The 26501-nt window shown below is 47.3% G+C and carries 22 protein-coding genes; all 22 read right to left on the reverse strand.

From position 1 onward, the window contains the following. Positions 1–4: 4 nt before the first annotated feature. The 22 genes from BLA28_RS27465 to BLA28_RS27575 all read right to left on the reverse strand — a co-directional run bounded on the left by BLA28_RS27465 (position 5) and on the right by BLA28_RS27575 (position 26432). Positions 5–1252: a sporulation protein YqfD gene (locus BLA28_RS27465; protein WP_016359718.1), complete on the reverse strand. Its 1248-nt coding sequence runs from the start codon at positions 1250–1252 to the stop codon at positions 5–7. Between the two features lie 18 nt (positions 1253–1270). Beyond that, on the reverse strand, positions 1271–1537 hold the full coding sequence (locus BLA28_RS27470) for a YabP/YqfC family sporulation protein (RefSeq protein ID WP_044969125.1): 267 nt from the start codon (positions 1535–1537) through the stop codon (positions 1271–1273). 67 nt (positions 1538–1604) lie between these two features. Next, entirely contained in the window at positions 1605–2411 is an 807-nt protein-coding gene (locus tag BLA28_RS27475) for an MBL fold metallo-hydrolase (RefSeq protein WP_069159470.1), read from the reverse strand. Positions 2412–2444: 33 nt separating this feature from the next. After that, positions 2445–2879, reverse strand: coding sequence for an SWIM zinc finger family protein (locus BLA28_RS27480; RefSeq protein WP_044969067.1), 435 nt, complete (start codon positions 2877–2879; stop codon positions 2445–2447). Between the two features lie 511 nt (positions 2880–3390). Then, positions 3391–5430 (reverse strand): HelD family protein, encoded by a 2040-nt coding sequence (locus BLA28_RS27490; RefSeq protein WP_069159472.1) that lies wholly within the window; start codon positions 5428–5430, stop codon positions 3391–3393. A gap of 126 nt (positions 5431–5556) precedes the next feature. Further along, a complete protein-coding gene (gene rlmH / locus BLA28_RS27495) occupies positions 5557–6036 on the reverse strand; it encodes a 23S rRNA (pseudouridine(1915)-N(3))-methyltransferase RlmH (RefSeq protein WP_044969127.1) in 480 nt (159 codons plus the stop codon). Between the two features lie 123 nt (positions 6037–6159). Next, positions 6160–7053 carry a hypothetical protein gene (locus BLA28_RS27500; RefSeq protein ID WP_069159473.1) on the reverse strand — a complete coding sequence of 298 codons (894 nt, stop codon included), beginning with the start codon at positions 7051–7053 and terminating at the stop codon, positions 6160–6162. A gap of 27 nt (positions 7054–7080) precedes the next feature. Then, entirely contained in the window at positions 7081–7383 is a 303-nt protein-coding gene (locus tag BLA28_RS27505; RefSeq protein WP_044969076.1) for a Dabb family protein, read from the reverse strand. A gap of 79 nt (positions 7384–7462) precedes the next feature. Continuing rightward, the gene (gene gltA, locus BLA28_RS27510; protein WP_120094562.1) at positions 7463–8845 is read right to left on the reverse strand and encodes an NADPH-dependent glutamate synthase; all 1383 of its coding nucleotides are present in this window, start codon (positions 8843–8845) and stop codon (positions 7463–7465) included. Between the two features lie 48 nt (positions 8846–8893). Then, positions 8894–9778 carry a sulfide/dihydroorotate dehydrogenase-like FAD/NAD-binding protein gene (locus BLA28_RS27515; protein WP_009252825.1) on the reverse strand — a complete coding sequence of 295 codons (885 nt, stop codon included), beginning with the start codon at positions 9776–9778 and terminating at the stop codon, positions 8894–8896. Between the two features lie 43 nt (positions 9779–9821). After that, positions 9822–11438: a chitobiase/beta-hexosaminidase C-terminal domain-containing protein gene (locus BLA28_RS27520; RefSeq protein ID WP_069159474.1), complete on the reverse strand. Its 1617-nt coding sequence runs from the start codon at positions 11436–11438 to the stop codon at positions 9822–9824. Between the two features lie 15 nt (positions 11439–11453). Next, on the reverse strand, positions 11454–12302 hold the full coding sequence (gene folD / locus BLA28_RS27525) for a bifunctional methylenetetrahydrofolate dehydrogenase/methenyltetrahydrofolate cyclohydrolase FolD (RefSeq protein WP_069159475.1): 849 nt from the start codon (positions 12300–12302) through the stop codon (positions 11454–11456). A gap of 70 nt (positions 12303–12372) precedes the next feature. After that, a complete protein-coding gene (locus BLA28_RS27530) occupies positions 12373–14043 on the reverse strand; it encodes a formate--tetrahydrofolate ligase (RefSeq protein WP_009252828.1) in 1671 nt (556 codons plus the stop codon). Positions 14044–14059: 16 nt separating this feature from the next. Next, a complete protein-coding gene (locus tag BLA28_RS27535; protein ID WP_071699666.1) occupies positions 14060–17023 on the reverse strand; it encodes an FtsK/SpoIIIE family DNA translocase in 2964 nt (987 codons plus the stop codon). Between the two features lie 87 nt (positions 17024–17110). Then, the gene (locus tag BLA28_RS27540; RefSeq protein ID WP_009252830.1) at positions 17111–17791 is read right to left on the reverse strand and encodes a ClpP family protease; all 681 of its coding nucleotides are present in this window, start codon (positions 17789–17791) and stop codon (positions 17111–17113) included. A gap of 215 nt (positions 17792–18006) precedes the next feature. Then, complete coding sequence (locus tag BLA28_RS27545; protein WP_069159477.1) at positions 18007–19530, reverse strand: hypothetical protein; 1524 nt, start codon at positions 19528–19530, stop codon at positions 18007–18009. A 19-nt stretch (positions 19531–19549) separates the two neighbouring features. Continuing rightward, a complete protein-coding gene (locus BLA28_RS27550; protein ID WP_009252832.1) occupies positions 19550–20833 on the reverse strand; it encodes an O-acetylhomoserine aminocarboxypropyltransferase/cysteine synthase family protein in 1284 nt (427 codons plus the stop codon). Between the two features lie 19 nt (positions 20834–20852). Then, the gene (locus BLA28_RS27555) at positions 20853–21581 is read right to left on the reverse strand and encodes a YebC/PmpR family DNA-binding transcriptional regulator (protein WP_069159478.1); all 729 of its coding nucleotides are present in this window, start codon (positions 21579–21581) and stop codon (positions 20853–20855) included. Between the two features lie 55 nt (positions 21582–21636). After that, positions 21637–23061, reverse strand: coding sequence for a hemolysin family protein (locus BLA28_RS27560; protein ID WP_069159479.1), 1425 nt, complete (start codon positions 23059–23061; stop codon positions 21637–21639). 107 nt (positions 23062–23168) lie between these two features. Then, complete coding sequence (locus BLA28_RS27565; protein WP_009252835.1) at positions 23169–23510, reverse strand: type II toxin-antitoxin system PemK/MazF family toxin; 342 nt, start codon at positions 23508–23510, stop codon at positions 23169–23171. A gap of 101 nt (positions 23511–23611) precedes the next feature. Then, positions 23612–24790, reverse strand: coding sequence for an alanine racemase (gene alr, locus BLA28_RS27570; RefSeq protein ID WP_069159480.1), 1179 nt, complete (start codon positions 24788–24790; stop codon positions 23612–23614). Between the two features lie 70 nt (positions 24791–24860). Then, complete coding sequence (locus BLA28_RS27575; RefSeq protein ID WP_069159490.1) at positions 24861–26432, reverse strand: NAD(P)H-hydrate dehydratase; 1572 nt, start codon at positions 26430–26432, stop codon at positions 24861–24863. Positions 26433–26501: the final 69 nt, after the last annotated feature.

The raw sequence follows: 26501 nt of genomic DNA on the forward strand, positions 1-26501 counted from the left end.
AAATTTACTGACTGCTCCCGGATTCTGTCTCATTCTCAGCAACAGGCTGTTCGGCTTCAATACGCTGTGCTTTTCCGTCATTTCCCTGCACCGTCATATATCCATCCATAACCAGCGTATTGCCTGCTGTTTCTATTTTAACATCTTTTTCTATTATTTGTACCCCTTTTTCTTCTAAACTTACTATATTTTTTGAAAGCTTCTCATTCAGGAGCGCTTCTGCCTTGTTTTCCTGGTATACGGCCTCTACAGGAAGATATTCCCTGTGTACCTCAAAGCCGTAATAGAACGGCAGATAAATCTGGTTCAAAATGCAGAGCTGCCGGGTGTCCAGAACAGTGTCATATTTTAAAAATCCGCAGTCTCCCAGCTTTAAAACATATCTTTTATGGCCAAGGGAAAAGAAAACATCCTTTTTTTCCCGGTTGGTGTAATTCTTGTATTCGTACATGAGCGGCTGTTCCTCATGCACGGGAATCTCATATACCAGAGATACATCCGCGTCCGCATGGCAGAACTGATACTCCCTGACCGTTCCGTCATCCGCCATGACAGGCACTGCCCCGGATACGAGAACATCCCCTTTCTGAACCGGGGTACCCTCCGTAACAAGGGGAACTCCCTGTCGCGTCAATATGGAAACCACAATACCATCCTGCGTGGCGATAAGGTTGCTTCCCGGCCAGTTCTCTTTCTCATCCGGAGCTTCATCCGGCGCCAAATCATTTTCTTTTATTTTTACAATAAACCGGGTGCCTTCTATTCTGGCGGAGGTCCAGGTGACAATATCGAAATTTTCTCGCAGGCTGGCCTCCAAGGCTTCAATATCGATTTTATTTTTTGCCACCCCATAATCAATTCCCTTTTCCGCCAGGAAATCCATGAGTACATCGTCTGTAATGGAAACATTCCCTTCGAAATCTATGGCCCATACAAACTGGGACATGGCTATGAGAAAGGCCAGGCAGCAGGGAAGTCCAAGCGCAAAGATCTTCCTTTTTCTCATTTTCCGTATAAAAAAAGGCAGTCCGTATCGTTCCAGAACGGCTGCCCTTGTTCCGGTCTTTCTCACTATCGGCCGCAGCTTGTAGAAACCGGACAGGCTGATATACATGGTATAGCAATCCTCCTGCCTTGCAATATCCCACAACAGGATATGGTGATTGCTGCACAGGTTCATAAACCGTTCAGGAGAATATCCCCATACTTTTATCTTCAGATATCCTTGCAGATACCGGAAAAATTCTCTCATGATTATTTCCTCCTCAATTTAAAGATACCGGATACACTGGATCGTTCCGATTATCTTCATATCCTCGTTGGTATAATAATCAATGACAAGCCCGCATCCGCAGATGGAGATCTGTCCGGTCTTGGCCTGCAGGATTATAGATTCTCTGGTATATTCAATAATCCCCTTGTAATTTTCCACCCATAGCTCATGATTCCCGGTCATGGTCAGGATGGAAGCGCCCAAAAGCATATCTTTCGGAAGTTTCAGGGTATCGACAAGCTGCTCTTTCGGGCTCTTTTCCATTATTTTTTTCTTTTTGGAAGCACTGATTTTTCTACTCATACTGCATTATATGAGCGTTTTTACCTCTTCATAACCGGATTCTTTCCAGATCCATCGGTACGTAAACCGTGCCATGGAATGAAAGGGCTGCTTCCCGGCTGTAGGTTTCCTTTCTTTTCTCCAGACAGGTATCCTCCGTATGGTACAGCACAAGATTGGATACATGCAGTTCCTCCGCCAGCCTTCCGGCATCCAGAGCCGTACTGTGATGCTTTTCATAAGGATGGAATATCTCTTTATCCCTGTCCAGACAGAAGGCCTCGCTCAAAAGCCAGTCACAGCCTTCCACATAAGGTCTGGTTACCTCCCTGTAGGGTTCATCCCCCAGACAGGAAAGCACCATACCGTCTTCGAAGCGGGCCTGAAAACCAAACTGCTTTGTTTTTGTGGAATGGATATCAAAAAAGGTGAGCTTCATTCCCGCCGCCTTCTTTTCTCCTCCGTCCTTTACCTTTTTAATCAGTATCCTGTCTCCCAGAAAGACAGTGAATTTTTTTACCAGAGTAAGCGTACACAGCTGCATAATGGTATCGGCAAGATCCTCATGGCAGTATATTTTAAAATTGCCTTCGTAAGCGCCGCTGCGCATCATAGTGGCTACCTTCCGTATCACCCACACAACTCCCAGCACATGATCGGTATGGGCATGGGTAACAAACATGTAATGGATTTTATCCACAGGGATCTCTGCTTCTTCCATACGGCCCAGAATCCCGTTTCCGCCTCCGGCATCCACAAGAAGATATTCCTCTCCGTTCTGAATGGCAAAGCAGGTATTATAGCATTTCGTTACCATAGCATTTCCTGTACCAAGCATTATCAAATTCCGTTCCATCTTTTGTGCTCCTTTTATTTTCTTTAAAAATTCTTACCAATAACAATTTCGTCGTTCTTCCAGTTCAACCAGTGCATTTAACAATTGTTCCTGCAATTCCGTTTTAGACAGTCCTTTTACATACTTCTTAAGATCATCATAATGCTGCTTCTCCCGCTCAGCCTCCTCGGCCTCCCATTGTTCCACCTTTTTGAGAAAATCTTTTGCAGCCTGGGGTTCTGCCGTAAAATACAGAGCAATCATATGCTTGCAAACTACACGTCTGCCTTCCGCAAAGGGACAATTACAAGTGGATTTTCTTGGATGTGCCTTATCAATATGTACAAAATATTTGTTATTCCCACTTCCGGAAACTTTACCATCATAAGTATCAGTCCCTGACTTCTCCCAAGCAATAACTTTTTTGTTTTTGTAGTAATCCATTCCCCGCCAGACGGAATTTCCACTTGCCATTTCAATTAATCCCATACCATATCTCCCCTTAGAATTCTGCTGTTAATCGCCCGCTATTTATTATAGTTAATTTATGTTTAATAATCAAAGTATTTTTTAATAATATATGATCCTGAAATAAGTTATTATATTTTCATCACTATAGTGGTATTGATCCACTTCTTGACTTACATCTCCTTTGTGCTATAATCTATTGAGTAAGTCATAACTAATCATAATTCAGAAACGGTTGGCTACATAAAATGATTATACCTATTCTGCAGATGTATTTTCATAATGTAATGCAGGCATTTATCACGATGAAATAACAGATATTCATATTGCTGATTTCCGGCGTCCAGGCCGGGCGTAACCGCACAGTCTGCTGATATACTGAAATCCCACAGAAACTGCGGAAGGTATCTCTCCATGGCAGTTTCTGTGGGATATTTTTTCTTTTCCGCTATTTTCTGACATATTCTCACTCTATAAAGCCGCTCTGCCCTTTTACATTCCTTATCAGAAATCAGAACGTTGAAAAACACGCTTATATTTGCAGTAATTCCGTGACAGTACCGCAGTACGTCAAACTCAATTTATGCATGGCTCTGGTACAGGCAATATACAGCAGATTTCTGTCAAATTCGGTTTGATAAGAGCCCGCATTCACAAAAGGAATGAGCACTTCATCAAATTCCAGCCCCTTAGAAAGAGGGATCGAAGTAATGTGAATCCCATTTTCAAAATGAGTACTCTCATAATTCAAAAGATGAACCGGATACTGTTTTGACAGGTATTCATAAAGGAGATTTGCCTGCCGGAAATCTTTGCAAAGTATTCCCATCGTCGCATAGGAGCTTTTTAAAAACGCTTCAGCCTTTCGGCGGATGATTGTTAATTCCTGTTCAGGATCCGCACAGCAGACTGCTTCCGGTGTCTCTCCGTGGCGTTCAACCGGCTGAATTCGCTGATCACTCTTGATAGATCTTGCAAATTCAATGATTTCACAGGTAGAGCGATAGCTTTTAGTAAGACTGACAAACGTTGCTTTTCCGAATATCTGCCGGAAAATTTCGGGAGAACAGCTGTTATAGGGGGTAATGGACTGTCCGACATCTCCGAGAATGGTTTTCCTGCAGCGGAACAGTTTGTTTATGACGGCGTACTGAATCGGTGTATAGTCCTGCATTTCATCAATAACAAGATGCTGAATGGCACTTTCTTCACCATTCCCCTCCACAGCCAGGTACATATAAAGATATGGGTAGACATCCGGCCATTCCAGAGTGTTCCCGGCGGCAAGTTCAAACAGCTCCGTTGTTCCCTGACGGGAGTAAAAATCACGGTAAAGCTCCAGCGTTCCGTCCATTTTAAACATAGAACGCAGTTTCCTGACAATCTCTCCTTTGGGAGGCAATTTTGTTTCCGAAAAGGTATTCCTCCTTTTCAGCATTTCCAGAATATCATCTGCCATTTTAGGAAACCGCCGCATGATTGGATAACTGCGATAAGAATTATAGAGTTTTTGTATAAAATCAGCGGGAACAGCCGTGCATCCGATTGTACAGTCACAGGGGATAAAATATCGCTTTTCCGCATCTATAAGATAGTCATCTGTCTGCCGTACAAAATCTGCAGATGATTTGTATTCCAGCTTCTTCATCCACTCCTGGGAGCGATCCTCCGCGTGAACAGCATACTTTTCAAAGAATATCTTATTTCCAAGAATCATTTTTGCAATCTCTTCGAAACTGAGCTCTGAAATCGGCTCTTCTCCCAGTTCCGGAAGAACGTTTGAAATGTAGTCTGCAAAAACCTTGTTCGGAGAAATAATCGCGACATTCTGAGCTCTCAGACGCTCCTTTTGACGATAGAGCAGAAAAGCTATCCGGTGCAGCGCTATAGAAGTTTTTCCTGATCCGGCCACGCCTTGTATAATTAAGATTTCGTCATTCACATTACGTATAATCCGGTTTTGTTCCTTCTGAATAGTGGCGATAATATTCTTCATTTTTTCATCTGAGGTGGAGCTTAATTCCTTACGAAGAATATCATCATCAATATTCATGGTGTTTTCCAGGACATAAACCAGATTACCTTTTTCTATCTTAAGCTGCCGCTTACGTACGATTTCCCCCTGAATTCTGCCTGCCGGAGCTTCATAAGTCGCAGGCCCTGTCTGATATTCATAATACATGCCGGAAATAGGGGCTCTCCAGTCATAAATAAGCGTACGTCCATGGTCATCTGTAAACCCAAAGAGGCCAATGTAGATCTCTTCGGCGTTTGTATCGCCGTCAAATTGAAAATCTATATGTGCAAAATACGGAGACTCTCTGAGTTTTTTTACCCTGTTATACGAGGCAAGTGTATGATTGCCGGTAGCTTCTATACAGCTTATAGATCTCTCATTGGAAAAGCGTTCCATGGGATCCATCTCATTCCAGCAGCCTGTCAGATATCGCCTCGCTTTGTTATAATCCTCTTCATACCCGGCTGCCGATTTGTCGTATTTATCCAGAGCAGCCTCCAGCTGCTCTTTTACCATATCCAGATATTCAGCTTCCTCAAGAAACATATTTTCCATGAAATTACCTCCTCTTTACCACACTTGAATGGAATACCGATATAGTATAAACCATCCGAAAAGGCTGGTGGTAAAGTGGAGGCTTTGTTTCCCGGAGCCTTTTATAAAACGGACATGCTCTCGGCTTTATTTATGATACGGTTCCCCGGCATTAATCCGAAAACCTCTGTAAACCTGTTCCAGCAGGATCACCCGCATCAGCTGATGAGGAAAGGTCATATCGGAAAAACTCAGCTTTTCATCCGATTTCTGCAGGACAGACGGATGAAGTCCCAGAGAACCGCCGATCAGAAACTGTATATGGCTGACGCCTTTTACTCCCAATCCTCCGATTTTTGATGCGAACCTTTCAGAATCCATCTTTTTCCCTTCAATGGCCAGAGCAATCTTGTACGCATCATCCCTGATATAGCGGTTCATACGCTCTCCCTCTTTCTTCAGGATCTGCTCCTTCATAACATCACTCGGCCGGTCGGGCGTCTTTTCATCTTCCACTTCCAGTATTTCCAGTTTACAGTATCTGGAAAGCCTTTTTGCATACTCTGCAATCGCTTCCCTGTAAAAGTTTTCTTTGACCTTTCCCACACATATTACTGATATTTTCATATATTTATCCCTGATACGCTTCAACAGCCCCTGAATAATATTCAGAGGCTGCTGTCCGCTCCTTTTATTCCGCGCATCGCCTGACTCCTGACGACTCAAACGAAAGGTTATTCCCGCGGTTTTTTATTCATCTTCTTTGTCATCACCGAAAATATCCGGGTAAATTTCATCCACAAAATTTTCAAGATAACCGGACTCCAAATTCAGAAAATTTTTGGAAATCATACTGCGGATTTGCTCCGTACGCTTAAAATATCGTAATTCTTCCTCTTCCGGAAGATCCGGTATCGAGGAATCCACCTTTGATGAGGTAAGATTTTCGTCACACCATCTGCGGAGTTCTTCCTTCAATGCAGATTCTTCCTTTGCCTTTCCTTCAAATTTTCTTGAAGATTTCAGGGAAAGGATACCCATAACAATAAATAACAGGAAAAGAGCTCCCATTACACCGCCGGTAAGATATCGCGCACTGCCGTAGAATCGGATGGGCAAAACTTCTGCATAAACACATACAAGAAGTATCATCCCGGCAATTCCCGCCACAAGAAGGGTATACGCTCCCGAACGGAAATTTTCCGCCTTCTGGGAAGCCGCTTCGTAAAGCGGTTCCGATACAACGGCTTCCGCTTCTTTTTCTTCTTCCACATCCAAAAGAGCTTCCGTTTCAGCCGCCGTCTCTTCTTCAGAAAGTTGAACGCCTTCTTCACCGGCCTTTTCCTTCCGCTCCTTCAGATTTTTTTCCTTCTGGAAAACCTGAAGGTAACGGGAAGCCCTGACCTTCTCTTCCGAGGCTATGAACAATTCATACAAATCCTCTGTCTCATCGAAACGGATTTCTCCGCTTTTCAGTCCGTTGCAGGAGAAGAAGGCGAGCAATTCCTCCATCTCCTCCTCACTCCCGAAAATGAGTCCCTCTTTCTCAAGTTCATCCAAAGAATCTATTAATTCACAGCCACAGTCCGTACAGGTTTTCACGCCTTCCACATATTCGTTCTTACATTTTGGGCACCAGGGCATAGCGTTACCTCCTTGTTTTTTTCCTTTTTACAGGCTTTCGTAGTCAAAACAAGCCCTGTTACAGGTCACTTCTTTAATATAGGCTCCCGCCTTCACATGATCCGGATGGATCTGATAGGCATTCAGAGCCTCAACCGACTCAAAAGAGGAAAGCAGGGCAATATCCTTATTACTGGATGTCAGTTCATTGACACGAACCTCCAGGCTGATAACGCCCTGTGCCTTTTCTTTAATGGCCTCCAGGCTTTCCTTGATTCTCCTGCCAGCTTCCGCTTTCTGCTCTTCGGTCAGCGTTTCATTAAAATTCCATAATACAATATGGTTTACCATAGTAAACTCCCTTATTCGGATAAATACTCATCGATTCCCTTAGCGCCAGCTTTTCCAGCCCCCATTGCAGGCAATGGTATTACTTGGATAAATACTCATCGATTCCTTTAGCGCCAGCCTTGCCAGCCCCCATTGCCAGGATTACTGTGGCGGCTCCGGTTACGGCATCACCGCCGGCGTAAACACCTTCCTTGGAGGTCTTGCCGAACTCTTCATCTGCAACGATACATTTCCACTTGTTGGTTTCCAGCCCTTTGGTAGTGGCGGAAATAAGCGGGTTCGGAGAAGTTCCCAGGGACATGATAACTGTGTCACAGTCAATTACATATTCGGAATCCGGAATTTCCACAGGACGTCTTCTGCCGGAAGCATCAGGCTCACCCAGCTCCATCTTCACACATTTCATGCCGCATACCCAGTTGTTTTCATCCTCAAGGATTTCCACAGGATTCGTGAGAAGATCAAAGATAATTCCTTCCTGCTTCGCATGATGGACTTCTTCCACACGGGCAGGGAGCTCTTCTTCACTTCTTCTGTATACGATATGTACCTCAGCGCCAAGGCGGAGCGCTGTTCTGGCAGCATCCATCGCCACGTTTCCGCCGCCTACTACGGCAACCTTTTTCCCGCGCATGATAGGCGTTTCGGAATCTTCGCGGAAAGCCTTCATCAGGTTGCTTCTTGTCAGATATTCATTGGCGGAAAATACACCGTTGGCATTTTCTCCGGGAATTCCCATGAATTTGGGAAGTCCTGCTCCGGAACCGATAAATACTGCGGAAAATCCTTCTTCCGTAAGAAGTTCGTCAATAGTTACCGATTTTCCAACAATAACGTTTGTCTCAATAGTAACTCCCAGAGATTTTACGTTCTCGATTTCCTTCTGAACCACATTCTCCTTGGGAAGACGGAACTCGGGAATACCATAAACCAAAACACCGCCGGGCTCATGAAGGGCTTCAAAAATAGTAACCTCATAACCCATTTTTGCAAGATCACCCGCACAGGTAAGGCCTGCAGGGCCGGATCCTATAACGGCAACTTTTTTTCCTTTTTTCTCTTTTGCGCCTTCAGGCTTAATGTTATTTTCTGTTGCCCAGTCGGCTACAAAGCGTTCCAGCTTACCGATGGAGATAGGCTCTCCCTTAATTCCCCTGATACATTTTCCCTCACACTGGCTTTCCTGAGGGCATACACGGCCGCACACCGCGGGAAGGGCTGAGGATTCGCTGATCACCTGATAAGCAGCCTCGATATCCCCTTCCTTTACCTTTTCGATAAAACCGGGAATATTGATAGATACGGGACAGCCCTTAATACACTGCGCATTCTTGCAGTTAATACATCTGACAGCCTCCTCCATCGCCTCTTCTTTATTGTAACCCAGGCACACCTCTTCAAAGTTGGCAGCCCTGACCTTTGCATCCTGTTCCCTTACAGGTACTTTATTTAAAACGTCCATAATCATCCTCCATTTTGTCAATCAACTCGTAATTGCATTGCATTTCATTCAGCCTGCACAATTTCCGCATCCGCCGTGATGGGTTGCTCCTTCTTTGGCTTTCAGGAAAGCCCTGCCTTCTTCTGTCTTATAAATCTGCTGGCGTTTCATGGCTTCATCAAAATTGACTTTATGTCCGTCAAATTCAGGGCCGTCCACACAGGCAAATTTCACTTCACCGCCTACTGTTACACGACAGGCGCCGCACATACCCGTACCGTCCACCATAATGGGGTTCAGACTGACAACTGTGGGGATATTCAGTGTTTCAGTCATTTTACAGGTAAATTTCATCATGATCATGGGACCGATGGCAATACATACATCATAGGTTTTGCCTTCCTTTTCCACGAGATCCTGGATTGTCTGGGTAACCATACCGCTTCTTCCATAGGATCCGTCGTCCGTGGTCACATAAAGATTACCAGCTACGGCCTTCATTTCCTCTTCCAGTATAAGAAGATCCTTTGTTTTGGCGCCTACGATAACATCCGCTGCGATTCCGTGCTCATGCAGCCATTTTACCTGGGGATATACGGGAGCCGTACCCACACCGCCTGCTACAAAGAGGATCTTTTTACGGGACAGTGTTTCCAAATCCTCTTCCACAAGTTCAGAAGGACGTCCCAAAGGACCTACCACATCATGGAAAGCATCCCCAGCCTTCAGGGAGGACATTTCAAGGGTTCCTGCTCCAACAATCTGGAAAACGATAGTAATCGTTCCCGCTTCTCTGTCATAATCGCAGATTGTAAGCGGAATTCTTTCCGCATCCGCATCCTTTCTTACGATTACAAACTGTCCTGGTTCACAGGATTTTGCAACCCTTTTCGCTTCCACTACCATCAGAAAAATGTTCGTGGTCAGTTCTCTTGCCTGTAAAATCTGATACATTTTTTCCCTCCATCTGCATTTGTTTATTTATGCCTTATAATAGTTACTCCTCCGGAAGGTTTGTTCCGGAATTTATATCTTGCAGCGTCAATGTGGGCCAAGGTTCCTTGCGCGTTTCCTGTCCCTCATCACCTCCGGAATCAGGCAGAGTCTGTGAATCGTCTGCCTTAATACCTGACGCCGAAGCTTCTTTAACAGCCTGTACAGCTTTATAACACAACCCATCCATGATGCTCACCACATAATCTGTGCCGGTACCGGCACGGTTTCCCGCATCATCTTCGTAATATTCCCGGTAAAGATAATAATCCGTTCCGTCGATGGTCACCGCGTATTTATAACCGTAAACATTGTGACCGGTTCCCGTCTTTACGCTTCCGCCCATATTCTGGATAATTCCCGCATTTACTAATTCAAAAAGAAGCTTGTTCCTTGCAGCTTCTATGCTCAGAGACGCATGCAGGTTCAGCGAATATTTCACCTGTGTTTCTTCTCCCGCCACCCCTGAAGCACTGTAGCAGACAAAACGGAAGGTGTTTACACCCACGGGCATGGGAAACGGCCCGGTATACTGCGTGCTGTCCGCCGTAGGAAGCGTTCCGTCTGTAGTATAGTAAACTGTATAATCCTCCTGGGCTTCCACCGTTATTAAGGCAGGACGGGTATATTCCCCTTCCTCCGGGGCAACAAGAGGAGCCTCCGGTACGGTCACATCCACATAATAATATTCACTGGCTTCCTCGCTCTTTACATCATAAGCGTTGATGAATACCGCCCGGATATCATACTGCCCGGATTCCAGGAAAATAGGGGAGGAATATACCAGGCTGTTTTCATCCGGCACACTCCCATCCGTTGTATAATAAATGGTTCCCTTCGTATTGGCAATAATTTTCACGGACAGCGTTTCATTATAAACACCGCCTTTATAAGAAAACTCAGGGGGCTTGGCTATATAAGCCGGATACTGATTTACAATCTGTTCATTTCCGCAGGAAAGAAGCAGTTCATTAATTATATCATATTCTTTTCTGCTCTCATATATGGATATCAGCCGTTTATAGGCCGCCTCGTTACTGTTATCCATCTCAATTATTGTATAGCAGAGAGATATGGTATCCTCTTCATTTCCGGCCGCATAAGTACAGCCGGCCAGCCGAAGCAGATAATCCACATTGTCCGGTTCCAGTTCCACCGCTCTTTGTGCATAGGCACAGGCCTTCACGTAATCTTTTTTATCTATGTATTCCATCGCCTTATTATACTGATAATCTGCGCTGAAATGCCTGACCCCCGCCACCGCAGAGCCTCCGGCCCCAAAGACCAGCAGCAGAAGGATGATTACCGTAACAATTCTCCGCTGTATAGACAAAGACAGAAAACGCTTTTTTATACGCCGGATTTTTCCTTTCAGGAAGGGTTCTGTCCCGGGAGCCTTCATGGAACCTCCGGCATCCTTGGGCCGCGCGGATTCCATCCTGTCGGACAGAATTTCATCCATGGGAAAATCCTCTTCCACGGAGAAGGTTTCCGTGGAAAAGGTTTCCATGTTCATCTCCATTTCCGGTTCAAAATCCTGAACAATCCGGATTTCTTCCCCGCAATGTTCGCAGAACAGCATTCCGTCCTTAAGTTCATTTCCACATCTGGGACATTTCATATAAAACCCTTCCTGTTACTTTCCCTGCAGTTTTACGGATTCCAGACAATTATGCATCAGCATGGCAATTGTCATAGGGCCCACACCGCCGGGTACCGGGGTGATGGCTCCCGCCACCTGAGATACATCTTCAAAATCCACATCCCCGCAAAGCTTATTATTTTCGTCTCGATCCATGCCCACATCAATTACCGCCGCGCCGGGCTTTACATACTCACTGGTGATCATCTTCGCTTTTCCCACAGCAACAACAAGGATATCGGCTCTTTTAGCCACCGCTTTCAAATCCTGTGTCCGGGAATGCGCTATCGTAACGGTGCCGTTCTCCCGCAGAAGAAGGATGCCCATAGGCTTGCCCACAATATTGCTGCGGCCGATAACCACACATTCCTTCCCGGCAATTTCAATATCCGAACGCTTCAGAAGCTCGATGATCCCTGCGGGCGTACAGGATACAAATCCGGGCTGGCCGATGCACAGCGCACCCACGCTTTGGGGATGGAATCCGTCCACATCCTTCTGCGGGGAAATCGTGCGTATAACCGCGTCTTCATCCATATGGGAAGGAAGCGGAAGCTGAACCAGAATACCATTTACATCCTCTCTGGCATTGAGCTCCTCAACCAGGTCAAGAAGCTCCTCCTGTGTGGTTTCCTCCGGCAGTTCATATGCCAGGGAACGGATTCCCGTATACTCACAGGCTTTCTTTTTATTATTCACATATACGGTGGATGCCTGGTTATTTCCCACCTGAATCACCGCCAGGGTAACCGTAATTCCCTTTGCCCGCAATTCCTCCACCTTCTGCTTTACTTCATCTTTGATCGCTTTGGAAACGGCCTTGCCGTCTATTATCTTTGCCATAAAGCATCGCCTCCTGCCTGTCAGACTGTGACTGTTTTTGGGGTCCATACCACAAATACTGTTTATTATCTCAGAAAAGACCGGTTATACGTCCTTCCTCATTCACATCAATATTAAATGCAGCAGGCGTCTTGGGCAGGCCCGGCATTGTCATGACCGCTCCGGTCAGCACCACCACAAACCCTGCTCCTGCAGATACATAAGCCTCCCTTACGCTCATTTCAAAGCCCTCAGGCCTTCCGAGCAGATCGGGATTATCAGAAAGAGAATACTGAGTCTTTGCCATACATACGGGCAGGCCGCCGAATCCCAGCTCTGTAAGCTTTTTCAGCTGCTTCTGCGCCGCAGGGGAATATACCACGCCATCCGCTCCGTAAATTTCCCGGGATACCGCATTAATCTTTTCCTCAAGACTAAGCTCGTCTGCGTACAAAACATGGAAATGGCTTTCCTTCTTTTCCAGAGTATCCAGAACCTTTTCAGCAAGGGCGATTCCGCCTTCCCCTCCCTTTTCCCATACCTGGGAAATAGCGAACTCACAGCCCCGTTCCTCACAGAAGCTCTTTACATACGCGATTTCCGCTTCCGTATCAGATACAAAAGAATTTAAGGTGACTACCACAGGCACATCATATTTCTGCAGATTTTCAATATGCTTCTCCAGGTTCACAATTCCTTTTTCCAGCGCCTCAAGATTTTCCGTTCCCAGATCCGCTTTGGCTGCCCCTCCGTTATATTTCAATGCCCTGACCGTAGCCACAAGGACTACTGCGTCGGGTTTCAGCCCGGACATCCTGCATTTGATGTCAAAAAACTTTTCAGCTCCCAGATCGGCGCCGAATCCGGCCTCCGTAATTACATAATCAGCCATTTTAAGGGCCGCTTTCGTAGCCCTGACCGAATTACAGCCATGTGCAATATTGGCAAAAGGGCCTCCATGCACTATGGCAGGGGTATGCTCCAGCGTCTGGATCAGGTTGGGCTTCAGGGCATCCTTAAGCAGGGCTGCCATAGAACCTACGGCATGGATATCTCCAGCAGTAACCGGTCTTCCGTCAAAGGTATAGGCAACTACCATACGGGAAAGACGTTCCTTCAGATCATCCATATCTTCCGCCAGACACAGAACGGCCATAATTTCTGTAGCTACCGTAATGACAAAATGATCCTCTCTCACCGTGCCGTCCATTTTGCTGCCCAGGCCGACCACAACATTACGCAGAACCCTGTCATTCATATCCAGGCATCTTTTCCAGACAACCTGTCTGGTGTCAATTCCTAATTCGTTTCCCTGTTGAATATGATTATCAAGAAGCGCCGCGCATAAATTATTGGCAGAAGTGATTGCATGGAAATCCCCGGTAAAATGAAGATTCAGATCCTCCATAGGAACTACCTGGGCGTATCCGCCGCCCGCAGCTCCTCCCTTAATCCCAAAGCAAGGGCCTAAAGACGGCTCACGCAGAGCTATCACGGCTTTTTTTCCCAATTTCCCGAAGGCCTCGCCCAGCCCTACGCTGGTAGTCGTTTTTCCTTCCCCTGCAGGAGTGGGGTTAATCGCAGTTACAAGAACCAGCTTGCCATTCGGCCTGTCCTGTATACTGTCTATGAATTCATCGGAAATCTTGGCCTTATACTTTCCGTAGAGTTCCAGATCATCCTCCTTTATCCCCAGCTTTTCCGCAACCCGCACTATGGGCTCCATAACCGCTTCCTGTGCAATTTCAATATCCGTCTTCATTCGTTTCCTCCTAAGCTTAAAGAGATTCCTCTATGTATTGTTCAAACTGCTCCGGACTCATCAATACTTTTCTGGGCTTGGTGCCTTCCTCTTCTCCTACCACACCGGCTTCCGCCAGCTGGTCCATGATGCGCGCCGCACGGTTAAACCCGATTTTAAAAACTCTCTGCAGCATCCCGATAGAAGCCTTGTCCTTGTCGATAATAAACTTCCCGGCTTCTTCAAAGTAGGCATCCCTTTCCGGTCCGCCTCCTCCGGAAACACCGCCGACGCCTCCGCCTGCGGATTCCATGGTTTTCACCTTCTCCACGATCTGATCATCATAGACATTCCCGATAACCTGGTTTTTCAGGAAATCAACCACATCGGAGACTTCCCCGTCCGAAACAAAAGCTCCCTGTATTCTTGCGGGTTTGGAATAACCCTGGGGATAAAAGAGCATATCACCCTTTCCCAAAAGCTTTTCAGCACCGTTCATATCCAATATGGTCCTGGAATCCACGCCGCTGGATACGGCAAACGCCACACGGCTCGGCATATTGGCCTTAATCAGGCCTGTAATAACATCCACCGACGGACGCTGCGTTGCTATGATCAGATGGATTCCGGCAGCTCTTGCAAGCTGTGCCAGACGGCAGATGGATTCCTCCACCTCTCCAGGGGAAACCATCATCAAATCAGCCAGCTCGTCCACAATAATAACGATCTGCGGAAGCTTGTCAGGCGCCGTCGGATCCCCTTTCGCCCTCTGTTCTTCCACCTTTTTATTGTAGCCCTTCAAATCTCTGACGTTGTGATCCGCAAACTTCTGATAGCGATCCGTCATTTCGGCCACACCCCAGTGCAGAGCGGCCGACGCCTGCTTGGGATCCGTAACCACCGGAATCAGCAGATGGGGAATACCGTTATAAACACTCAGCTCCACCACCTTCGGGTCAACCAGGATCAGCTTTACCTCATCGGGCCTGGCTTTATATAAAATACTCATAATCAGGGTATTGATACATACAGATTTACCGGAACCGGTAGAACCGGCTATCAGCATATGGGGCATTTTGGCAATATCCGATACCACTACCTTTCCTCCGATATCCTTGCCCACTGCAAAAGACAGCTTGGAAGGGAAATCACGGAACTCCTTGCTCTCCATCAGCTCCCTGAGGGCTACCATGGTGTTTTCCTTGTTGGGAACTTCAATGCCGATTGCTGCTTTCCCGGGAATAGGGGCTTCAATACGAATATCCATAGCGGCAAGATTCAGCTTGATATCATCTGCGAGTCCTAATATCTTGCTCACCTTTACACCCTGTTCCGGCTGCAGCTCATACCGGGTGACCGAAGGACCCTGGCTGATATCCGTAATCATCACCTTTACGCCAAAGGTAGCTAGTGTCTGCTGCAGCTTAGCCGCCGTATTTTTTAATTCCTTTACACCGTCTCCCGTATTTTTGCTTCCCGGTTTTTGAAGAAGGCTGAGGGGAGGGAAATGATAGGGCCTTTCCTTTTTAGGAGCCTCCGTATGAGTAACTGCGGCGGCGCCTTCCTTGCGCATTTCATCCATTTCCGCCTGCCCTGCAGGCTTACCGGTATCATACGCACCCGGAGCTTTCCCCCCTGCAAAACGATCTCTTCCTTCCGGCAGACTTGCTTTGGGCCGTTCCATACCGGCGGCAGGCGCCATGGCTTCCTGCAGAAGAGGTTCCCCGGAATCCGGTTCTTCCCAGGGAAGGATTTCCTGCTCCGGAACCTGATCATACAATTCCCCGCCGGAAGGTTCTTCTTTGTCAGGCAACGGCGCGTCAAAAATCGTACTGCGCGCCTCACCCGCAGGCTTGACGGTTATATGTATGGGTGAAACCTCCTTCATATCGCTGAACACATCAGAATTCCGATAGGTCTGCGCGAGAGGATCCGGATCCGGCGCTGTTTCCGCCGGCATACCTTCTCCGAATTTATCATTTTCCTCCAGAGTCATCTGTGAAGCCGTATGTATCTGTATCCGGTCAAAATCGATGATATTGTCTGCCTTGGGAGCCACTTTGACAGCTTCCTTCTTTTCCGCAGCCAAATCCTCTACTGTAATCTCATGAATATCATTTCTCGTACGCGCCGGCAATTCTTCCGCCTGGCCGCCGCTCTGTCCTGCCAGTGTGGTATCTATCATGACACCGGAAACCCTCTTGTCCATCCGAAGGATTTTTTCCGCGTCTTTCCTGGCTTTTTCTTCTTCTCTGAGCCGGTATTCCTCTTCCCTTCTGGCTTCCAGCTCTTCTTTCCTTTTCTGTGCCCTTTCCTTCCGGACTCTCGTTTCTTCCCGGGCTGATTCGTAAACCTTGCGCCCGCCGACCTTGACTCCGCTTACAAAGGATTTTTCCGTTATAACTACCAGGCAAATGATTGCCAGCACAATAACAAGGAGCACCGCGCCCACCATTCCCATGAAATGATTGAGCAGATAAGCGAGAGACCCGGCCAGAACACCGCCGCCCGCCTTGGAATCCGCGCTTACGGTATACAAAAGCTCCACGGAATATTTTTCCATGGAGGGAACCTGTCCGCCAATAAGCTCCAGAACCACACCGATTAAAAGTATCAAAAGAACAGCCGCCGCAATTTTAAATGCAGCGAACATATTCCCCTTATTGGAAATTCCAAAAGCAATACCGAGAAAAATAAGAACGGGGACCACATAAGCCATCATGCCGAAAATACCGAACATCACATGGCTGACGGCGTTGCCGACGGGACCGATAATACCAAAATTACATAAAAAGAGCAGAATACTTAACGCAAATACACCAATCAGAATAATCTCATTGGTGATTGCGCTTTCTTCTTCTGTTCGTATTGTCTGCTGACTTCTGCTCTTTGAATTTGTCTTACTGGTTTTGCTCTTATTATTGGAACTGCTTCTCGTTCTGGAAGAAGATGAAGTATTCTTTTTACCTGCGCCTGACCTGCTTCCTGAAGTTGATGCCATTTTAAACCGCCTCCAAAATCTGTAAAACTACAGACTAAATCTAAATTAGTATACCACGAAATAGTTCCCTTGTCATCCTTAAATATTTCAGCCCTCCGCCAGTTCGTGGAGTTTGGCGATTGCTTCCTTAATACCTCCCACCTCATTGATTATGCCTGTTTTCACAGCTTCTTCCCCTACCAGAATCGTTCCCAGATCCTTGGTGAGCACTCCGGTTTCCATCATCAGCTCTTCCATCCGCTCTCTTGTGATATCACAGTGGGAACATACAAAGCCGGTTATCCTGTCCTGTATCTGCTTAAAATAATCGAAGGTCTGCGGAGCCCCGATAACCGTACCGTTCATACGCACCGGATGTATCACCATGGTTCCTGACGGAACGATAAAAGAATAATCCGCGCTTACTGCAATCGGCACGCCGATGGAATGGCCGCCTCCCAGAACCAGGGATACGGTGGGCTTGCTCAGGGATGCAATCATTTCAGCGATCGCAAGCCCCGCTTCCACATCACCGCCCATGGTATTCAGAAGTACCAGCAGGCCCTCTATCTGGCTGCTGTCCTCAATGGCTGCCAGCTGGGGAAGGATATGCTCATATTTGGTCGTTTTTGAGGAACTTCCCAAATTGTCATGGCCTTCAATCTCACCGATAATGGTTATCATATGAATGGCTTTTTCATCTTCACCGTGCTTTTCCAGGGTAAGCTGGCCTGTCTGCTCGATTCTCTCATCTCTCTGCTTTTCTTCTTCTGCTTTTTTGCTGCTCATAATATCTGCTCCTGTCCTGCGGAAACAATGGATTCTGCCTGTTTCAGGCCATCCAGCTGTTTATTTATGGAGAAATACTGTCCGCATGTTTTTTGATATTGTCTGCAAAGGGAACAGATTTTATTCTGAAAAATGATGCCGCCATGCGCCGGCTGAAGGCAAAAAAGCGGCAGGAATTGCTTCCTGCCGGATATTTTATCCTGTTGCTGCCGTATTTAAAGCAGATCGAAATCATCCTTCTCATCCAGATTTTCTATATCAAAACACATCTCCTGCTCATCCGGTTCGAAGGCATAATCCATTTCTCTGGGAACATGTTTTTTGGGGCCGGGAAGAGGATTTGGGATCGGTTCTCCCGGCTGAGGCACAGGCATCGGCACTGTTTCAGCAGCTTCCTCCTGCCGCACATGCTCCTGCGGTATCATGTCTGCAGCATTTACTTTTTGTTTTTTCTTTTTTTCTTCATTAAAACAGCACATACTATGAACTCCCATTCCTGCAAATACCCCCCAGAAAAGGAGGGTTATTGTCTGTTTTTCCATCGAGGTCCCAAACAGCAGATCACTCACCAGAAGAAAGACAAAAGGTATGATCCAGATAATTCCCAGGTTTCCCTTTTGTTCAAAAAAACCAAACACGTAAAAGAAAGCAAAAAACAGCAGCGGCAGGAAATAAAACAGCTCTTCCTGATTCGCAAAGCTTCCCCATCCTATGTACTGGGAAACCATGTTTCTTGAAAACCAGTCCTGCAGAAGCGTTCCGGCCTCTCCGCCGAACAAAAAGAGCTGAAGACCCATTGCCGCTCCAAAGCCGCATGCGCCCGCCGCCAAAAATACTGCCGCTTCCCGCACCGCCGTTCCTCTGCGTGATGACCTGCGTTCCAGATACAGGATACCCAGAAATCCCAGAAAAAACAGGCTCAGGAAAAAATAATCCATAAAAGATAAAAATCCTGCCGCAATTCCTGTCAGAAAAACAAAAAGCCCGGAAGAAGCCGATTTTTTACCGCTTTTTCTCAATTTACGAAGCAGCAGCCCTATTAACAGCAGGGCGAGGGCAAAAAAAAGCATCCGCAGGCTTTCAGGAGTCGCCGCCAGACAATATTCCACATAAACAGGAAGCAATGCGGCGGCCGTAACTGCGGCAACTGCCACAATTCTGCCTGCGATCATGCGTATCGCGGGATATAAGACTGCAATAGCAGCTATCTGGAGTCCGATCTGAAGAAGAATACAGGTATTTTCCCATACTCCCAGCCGGGAAAACAATCCGGTAAGCAGATACAGAAAAACAGCCCGGAAATTGATTCCTTCCAAACCATTATGTCCGCCGGCAGCAGTAGCCGCGATTTCATAAAGAGATTTGTCACCAAACAGCTCCGCTCCGCCTGCCGATGCCATCCAGAGCCTGAGAGCCAGTGCTGCCGCTATCGCAAAGATAAGAAACAGGCATTCCCAAAGCTGGGCATGCCGTGCCCCTTCCTGAACATAAGAACGGCGCGGAGAGCGCGGCATACATTGTTTTTCCCGGTTTTTCATCCCGGCCAGCGTACGTATGGGCAGATATACCAGAAGAATGAGCAGAAACGCACAGCCTGCCGTGCCGAGGAAATAGAACATCCAGCCAAGGCCCAGCATGGAGCAGACAAGCGAAGTCTGTACGGTAAAATATATACAGATAACAAGGCCGTATACCGCCCACAATATATAATTAACTCTGTATCTGCTATACCTCATCATACCCCCATATATCCGGCCTTCAGATAGCAGCCAGCGCCTGTTCCAAATCCGCTATGATATCATCCGCATTTTCAATTCCCACGGAAAAACGAATGAGATCCGGGTTCACACCCGCTTCCCTGAGCTGTTCATCATTCATCTGTCTGTGGGTATGGCTTGCCGGATGAAGCACACAGGTCCTTGCATCCGCCACATGAGTCACGATGGCGGCAAGCTCCAGCTTATCCATCATCACCTCCGCGGCATTCCTTCCGCCCTTTAAACCAAAGGAAATGACCCCGCAGGTACCATTAGGCATGATTCTCTGTGCCAGTTCATAATATTTACTGCTCTTTAAGCCGGGATAATTTACCCACGCAACCTTATCATGATTTTCCAGATAGGTCGCAACTTTCAAAGCGTTCTCACAATGCCGGGGCATCCTTAAATGAAGGGTTTCCAGTCCCACGTTCAGCAAAAATGCATTCTGGGGAGATTGGATGGAACCCAGATCCCTCATCAGCTGTGCCGTAGCCTTGGTGATATAAGCTTTTTTACCGAATCTTTCCGTGTATACTACGCCATGATAGGAATCATCCGGCTGACATAATCCGGGGTATTTATCGGGATACAGGCTCCAGTCAAAATTACCGGAATCCACGATAGCACCTCCCACACACATGGCATGGCCGTCCATATACTTCGTAGTGGAGTGCGTGACAATGTCTGCTCCCCACTGAAAAGGATTGCAGTTAATAGGGGTGGCAAAGGTATTGTCCACAATGAGGGGCACCTGATGAGCATGGGCCGCCTTCGCAAATTTTTCGATATCCAGCACCACCAGGGCCGGATTGGCTATCGTTTCCGCCAGAACACATTTGGTATTATCCTGAAACGCTTCGCACAGAGTATCGTAATCTGAATCCGGATCCACTATGGTACAGGAAATGCCCATTTTTTTCATGGTCACTGCGATGAGGTTAAAGGTTCCTCCATACACAGTCGAAGAAAGGACAATATGATCCCCCGCCTCACAGATATTAAATACGGCATAATAGTTAGCCGCCTGTCCGGATGAGGTGAGCATGGCAGCCACCCCGCCCTCCAGTTCACAGATCTTCTGGGCGACACAGTCGTTGGTGGGATTCTGAAGCCTTGTGTAGAAATAGCCTTCTTCTTCCAGATCAAACAGACGCCCCATCTGCTCGGAGGTTTCATATTTGTAAGTGGTGCTCTGATAAATAGGCAGAACACGAGGTTCTCCATTACCCGGCTTCCAGCCGGACTGGATGCATATTGTTTCTTTGGTATAAGGTTTTTTCATTTGCCGCTCCCTTGGGGAATTATTCATCCCAGTTATGATATACTGCCTGTACGTCATCGTCATCATCCAGCAAATCCAGCGTACGGTTCAGATTCTTAATTGCTGTTTCATCAGTAAGCTCCACATAATTCTGGGGAATCATGGTCACCTCTGCACTTGCCATTGCGATTCCCGCTTCCTCCAGCGCTTTCTGCACAGTCTCCAGATCATCGGACGCCGTCAGGATTTCAAAGCTGTCCTCCTCTTCCGAAAAATCTTCTGCCCCGGCATCCAGCGCAGTCATCATCAGGTCATCAGCTTCCATATCGCATTCTTCTTTGTCAATAATAATCTGTCCTCTTTTGTCAAACATGAAGGATACACAGCCCGGAGTTCCTATGCTTCCGTTTCCTTTGGTAAACGCGCTTCTCACATTGGCGGCGGTACGGTTTTTATTATCCGTAAGAGCGTCAACGATAATCGCGATACCATTGGGGCCGTAGCCTTCATAGGTTACATATTCGTAATTCACATTTCCCATATCCCCGGCGGCCTTTTTAATGCCGCGGTCAATGGTATCATTGGGCATATTGTTGGCCTTCGCCTTTGCGATTACCTGGGCAAGCTTGAAATTATTGCTCGGATCCGGTCCGCCTTCCTTTACGGCAACTGCAATTTCCCTGCCGAGAATGGTGAAAATCTTTCCCTTAGCCGCATCATTTCTCTCTTTTTTGTGTTTAATATTAGCAAATTTTGAATGTCCTGACATCTTTTCTTTCTCCTTTTATCTGCTTGGTTCCATTAACTTTACCACATGCTGCTTTTCAGCCGGCCGTTTCCTGGCCGGAAGAATACATCTCATCTTCACTGCCGGATACAGACCTGCCGTTTTCGTCAAAAGATTCTTCTTCCGGAAGTTTTTTGACCAGAACAGTCTTAATCATCTTATTCTCTACGGAAAGTACCCGGAATTCATAACCACCTAAACGGATATCAAATTTTTCATCCGGTTCCGGAATGTGTTCCATTTTGGCTATAATAAATCCGTTCAATGTCTCGAATTCGCTCTCATCAAAGGAAATGTCCAAAAGTTCCTCCAAATCATCCAGAGGCGTTTTGCCTTCGATAATATATTCGTCCTTGCACTTTTCGCGGATATAGGACTCATCCACGTCATATTCATCCAGAATATTGCCTACAATTTCTTCCAGTATATCTTCCATCGCTATCATGCCTGCGGTCTGTCCATATTCGTCCAGTACGATAACCATCTGGCATTTGGTGGACTGCATGGTCTTGAAAAGCGCATCCACCTTCCGGGTTTCCGGTATGAACCTGGCTTCACGCAAAAGCCCGGGAATGTCCCTTATTTTCATTTCCGGATCGGTTTGCGCCTGTCTGCGCAGAGCATCCTTCATATGAAGAATGCCGATAATATGATCGATATTCTCTTCATATACAGGATATCTGCTGTTGCGGCCGTTAAGCATGAATTCCACCGCATCGCGGAAGGTACTCTCACAGTCAATCGCCACGATATTCGTACGGTTGGTCATGATATCCTCCGCACGTTTATCCCCGAACTCAAAAATATTGGTTATCATCTCCGCTTCACTGGCCTGGATCACACCCTGCTCATGCCCCTCATTTACCATGGATATGATCTCTTCTTCCGTTACATCCATGCTGTCCTCGTCCGGATGCATGCCAAACAACTTCAGGATTCCATGGGCCGTTACGGCAAAAAGCCCTGTGAGGGGAATAAAAAGCGATATGACTGCGGAAACCGGCCTGACCATACAGTAGGCCCATTTTTCCGGTGACCGGGCAGCCATCTTTTTAGGTATGAGTATCCCCAATACCAGCAATATGTAAAGCAGAAGAATCATCGTGAGGATGAGGGATGCCACTGTGATAAGCCCTCCGGCAAAAGGCGAAAGGCCGCCCTCCCTGCCCGCAAGCTGCTGAAGCATCCTGCGTATATGCACGCTCCAAACCCGCAGATATACGCCGCCCATACAAAGATTCAGAAACGTAACCACAAGCTGGACCGTATTTACATACCGGTTCGGATTTTCCAGAATCCTGCTTAAAAGAAGGGATTTCTTATCCCCCTCCTCAATCGCTTTTCTTTCTACTTCTTTTTCATTCAGTCCATGAATTGCAGCGCCAAAGCCATAGCATAAGGCTTCTATGAGCAAAAGCGCCAAAAATAAAGGTATACTGGCAGTAGGCCCACCATCGTCCATTCTATCAACTCCTTTTTCAAGGCGGTGCACACACTGACGTGCGTACACCGCCTTACTCTCCTTAATATATCATCTCGGTAAAAAAACGTCAAGAAACCACGCTTAGCTTATGTATTTAATTCCAGACTGACCTTCAATGCCTGGTTTACTCTGGCCATGGTGGGTTCATCCAAATGACAGACTCTGTCCTTCAGCCTCTGCTTATCAATTGTCCTCAGCTGTTCCAGCAGGATGACAGAATCCTTTACAATATCATACTGTCCCGCACGCAGTTCTATATGGGTCGGAAGCTTCGCTTTATTCATTTTTGAAGTGATTGCCGCGCAAATCACAGTAGGGCTGTGTTTGTTTCCCACATCGTTCTGTATAATCAATACCGGCCTGATCCCACCCTGCTCCGAACCAATCACCGGCCTTAAATCTGCGTAATAAATATCTCCGCGTCTCATTTTCCTGACACTCCTTCTTCTTTCCTTATGGCAGCATCTGCAATTCACTGCCTTGCAATATTATTGCCCTTTTTTCGGAAGGTATTCAGGTTAAGTGATTTTCAGCGGAAATCCCGGAAGGAATCCTTACTATATACGACTTTACCGTCCCTCGTATAAATTCTGGGTACTCTCTTGTTCAGACAGCAGGCCAGCTCATAATTAAAACGGCCGGAAAGCTCTCCCAGTTCTTCCATGGTTATGCTTTCATCCCCGTCCCGGCCGATAAGCGTTACCTCATCACCCTGCACGGCTTCCGGTATCAGGGATACATCGACCATAAACTGATCCATACATACCCTGCCTAGGATCGGCGCCTTTTTGCCATGAATCAGCACATAGCCTTTATTGGAAAGGCTTCTGGGATAACCATCCCCATACCCCACCGGTATGGTGGCTACCTGCATGGTCTCTTTGGCGACAAACGTTCCCCCATAGCTGACTTCCATGCCGGCCTCCAGCTTTTTTATGTATACGATACGGCTTTTCAGGGACAGAACCGGCTGAAGGAAAATAATATCCCTTTTCACCTCATCGGAGGGCCACAGTCCGTACAGTGTGATTCCCGCCCTGACAGCATCCAGATTTGCTTCCTTTAATTCCACAATTCCCGCGCTGTTGGAACAGTGCCGTACCGGAATGCGGATTCCCAGCTGATCATGAATCTGCCCTGTAAAGGCAAGAAAACTTTCCAGCTGTTTTTTTGCCGAAGTTTTATCTTTTTCATCCGCTTTAGCAAAATGGGTGAATATCCCCTCAATTTCCACTCCGGGAGTTTCCGCACATTTTTTTACAAAAGCAAGGCCGCTTTCATCCGGACGGATTCCGATGCGGCTCATGCCGGTATCCACTTTTATATGTATTTTGACAGGCCTGCCGCATGCCTGGCCTGCCTTTCCCATTTCTTCCAGCATATCCTCCCGGAATACTGTGGGCCGGATTTCTTCCCGGGCCATCTTCTCGTAGCAATATGGAAAAGTGTAGCCAAGCACCAGCACCGGCTTGCGTATTCCGCTTCCCTTAAGAATCAGGGCCTCTTCCACGGTAGCAACGGCAAAACCGTGAAGGAAAGGCATATCCTCGATTTCATGGGCAATAGGAACCGCGCCGTGGCCATAGCCATCCGTTTTCACTACAGCCATAATCTTGGAATCTTCCCTGATATTATTTTTCATTTGTACCATATTATACTTCACTGCATCCAAATCTACAGTTGCCCATACCCTGTCATAGTTTTTCATAATTCAGCTCCCTCTGCATATTATTCTGCATCCCTATAAACCGCGAAACAGCAAATTCTTCTGCTGTATCTCATTCACTCCTCTTCGGCATGAGATGATCCAGTTCGTCTATCAGCGCACCCGCCGTCACACCATACTCGCTTTTCTTATGTGCCGCACAGTCCCCGGCACAGCCATGCAGATAAACACCGGTGCATGCCGCCGAAAAAGCATCCATTCCCTGAGCCAGCAATCCTGCCAGTATTCCCGTCAGTACATCACCGCTGCCTGCCGTCGCCATACCGCTGTTGCCGGTCATGTTCAGATAAAGCTTCCCGTCCGGGCTTCCCACAAGAGTTCTGGCTCCCTTGCAGATCATGGCAGCCTGCAGTTTTTCCGCCCATTCCCGGGTCAGGGGTATGGCGTCTTTCTGTATTTCAGGGATCTTTTTCCCCGCCAGCCGGCCGAATTCCCCGGGATGCGGGGTCAGAATCAGCTCCCTCCGCCTTTCGGGATCCTGCTGCATTTCCATAAGCTTTTCCAGCAGCTCTTTCTGTCCGGCCAGAATATTAAGGGCATCCGCATCCATCACAATCGGCCCTCTTGAATGTTCCACCACCATTTCCAGCAGCTTCAGCGCCATATTGCTTTGGCCAAGTCCGGGGCCGACGGCTGTTATATCCGCCCAGGAAAAAACATGCAGAAGCTCTTTTTCAAAGGCTTCCGACCATTGTTCATAGGCGGTTATCATAGCCTCCGGCAATGCAGTCTGCAAAATAACCCGATTGCCTTCGTCCGTTACCACCCGTACCATCCCTGCCCCTGTATGTAATACTGCCGACGCAGAAAGCTGACAGGCCCCGGCCATTCCCCGGCTGCCTGCAAGCAGAGCCACCTTTCCGAAGGCACCTTTATTTCCGTCCTCCGGCCTCGGCGGCAGCAAGGCAGATTCTCCTTTCGGCAGGGTAAATACCCGGGGATAATCCCCCAGAAAGCTCTCCCCCGTAATCCCGATATCTGCGCATACCACTTTCCCTGCATACCGTGCGCCCGGATAAAAAACAAGTCCCAGCTTCCTGTATGCAAAAGTCACCGTTATATCCGCCTGCACCGCACAGCCCATAACCGCCCCTGTGTCACTGTTTATACCGGACGGGATATCTACGGAAAGGACATAAGCGTCCTGTCGGTTAATAAAATCCACCGCATCCGCAAATTTCCCTTCCACCGGTCTGGTAAGCCCGATTCCGAAAAGAGCGTCTATGATTATATCATATTCCTTTTCCGGAAGTTTGCGCATGACCCGTTGCCCGTAACGTTCCAGGATTGCCTGCTGTGCTGAGGTCTCCTCCGTGAGATGCATTTCTTCCTCATTTCCAATCAGACAGTAATCCACAGAAAAACCGGCCTGATACAGAAGCCTTCCGACAGCCAGTCCATCTCCCCCATTATTTCCTGTTCCCGAAACCACCAGCGTCCTTCTGCCCGGATGCACCGGACCGAAAGGACGTAGTGCCTCCTGCAGCTGTCTGTCCCTCTCCTTCAGTTCCTGTACGCAGGCCAGAGCCGCCCGTTCCATCAATACCATGGAAGACATGCCAAAATGCTTTATTGTATTCCCGTCGCATCTTTTCATTTCCGCAGCTGTCACCAGATATTCCATTTTCGCTTCCTTTCCTGCTGGACAGTTCCTGAAAACCTTTACAAGTAACACCGTTTTCAGGCGCCGCAT

This window comes from Eisenbergiella tayi (genome assembly GCF_001881565.1).
In the GTDB taxonomy this organism is placed as follows: Bacteria; Bacillota; Clostridia; order Lachnospirales; family Lachnospiraceae; genus Eisenbergiella; species Eisenbergiella tayi.

Bases quoted from the DNA above. Each gene is read 5' to 3' on its own strand.
- BLA28_RS27465 (WP_016359718.1), bottom strand. From the start codon at position 1,252: ATGAGAGAATTTTTCCGGTATCTGCAAGGATATCTGAAGATAAAAGTA.
- BLA28_RS27470 (WP_044969125.1), bottom strand. From the start codon at position 1,537: ATGGAAAAGAGCCCGAAAGAGCAGCTTGTCGATACCCTGAAACTTCCG.
- BLA28_RS27475 (WP_069159470.1), bottom strand. From the start codon at position 2,411: ATGGAACGGAATTTGATAATGCTTGGTACAGGAAATGCTATGGTAACG.
- BLA28_RS27480 (WP_044969067.1), bottom strand. From the start codon at position 2,879: ATGGGATTAATTGAAATGGCAAGTGGAAATTCCGTCTGGCGGGGAATG.
- BLA28_RS27490 (WP_069159472.1), bottom strand. From the start codon at position 5,430: ATGGAAAATATGTTTCTTGAGGAAGCTGAATATCTGGATATGGTAAAA.
- rlmH (WP_044969127.1), bottom strand. From the start codon at position 6,036: ATGAAAATATCAGTAATATGTGTGGGAAAGGTCAAAGAAAACTTTTAC.
- BLA28_RS27500 (WP_069159473.1), bottom strand. From the start codon at position 7,053: ATGCCCTGGTGCCCAAAATGTAAGAACGAATATGTGGAAGGCGTGAAA.
- BLA28_RS27505 (WP_044969076.1), bottom strand. From the start codon at position 7,383: ATGGTAAACCATATTGTATTATGGAATTTTAATGAAACGCTGACCGAA.
- gltA (WP_120094562.1), bottom strand. From the start codon at position 8,845: ATGGACGTTTTAAATAAAGTACCTGTAAGGGAACAGGATGCAAAGGTC.
- BLA28_RS27515 (WP_009252825.1), bottom strand. From the start codon at position 9,778: ATGTATCAGATTTTACAGGCAAGAGAACTGACCACGAACATTTTTCTG.
- BLA28_RS27520 (WP_069159474.1), bottom strand. From the start codon at position 11,438: ATGAAATGTCCCAGATGTGGAAATGAACTTAAGGACGGAATGCTGTTC.
- folD (WP_069159475.1), bottom strand. From the start codon at position 12,302: ATGGCAAAGATAATAGACGGCAAGGCCGTTTCCAAAGCGATCAAAGAT.
- BLA28_RS27530 (WP_009252828.1), bottom strand. From the start codon at position 14,043: ATGAAGACGGATATTGAAATTGCACAGGAAGCGGTTATGGAGCCCATA.
- BLA28_RS27535 (WP_071699666.1), bottom strand. From the start codon at position 17,023: ATGGCATCAACTTCAGGAAGCAGGTCAGGCGCAGGTAAAAAGAATACT.
- BLA28_RS27540 (WP_009252830.1), bottom strand. From the start codon at position 17,791: ATGAGCAGCAAAAAAGCAGAAGAAGAAAAGCAGAGAGATGAGAGAATC.
- BLA28_RS27545 (WP_069159477.1), bottom strand. From the start codon at position 19,530: ATGATGAGGTATAGCAGATACAGAGTTAATTATATATTGTGGGCGGTA.
- BLA28_RS27550 (WP_009252832.1), bottom strand. From the start codon at position 20,833: ATGAAAAAACCTTATACCAAAGAAACAATATGCATCCAGTCCGGCTGG.
- BLA28_RS27555 (WP_069159478.1), bottom strand. From the start codon at position 21,581: ATGTCAGGACATTCAAAATTTGCTAATATTAAACACAAAAAAGAGAGA.
- BLA28_RS27560 (WP_069159479.1), bottom strand. From the start codon at position 23,061: ATGGACGATGGTGGGCCTACTGCCAGTATACCTTTATTTTTGGCGCTT.
- BLA28_RS27565 (WP_009252835.1), bottom strand. From the start codon at position 23,510: ATGAGACGCGGAGATATTTATTACGCAGATTTAAGGCCGGTGATTGGT.
- alr (WP_069159480.1), bottom strand. From the start codon at position 24,790: ATGAAAAACTATGACAGGGTATGGGCAACTGTAGATTTGGATGCAGTG.
- BLA28_RS27575 (WP_069159490.1), bottom strand. From the start codon at position 26,432: ATGGAATATCTGGTGACAGCTGCGGAAATGAAAAGATGCGACGGGAAT.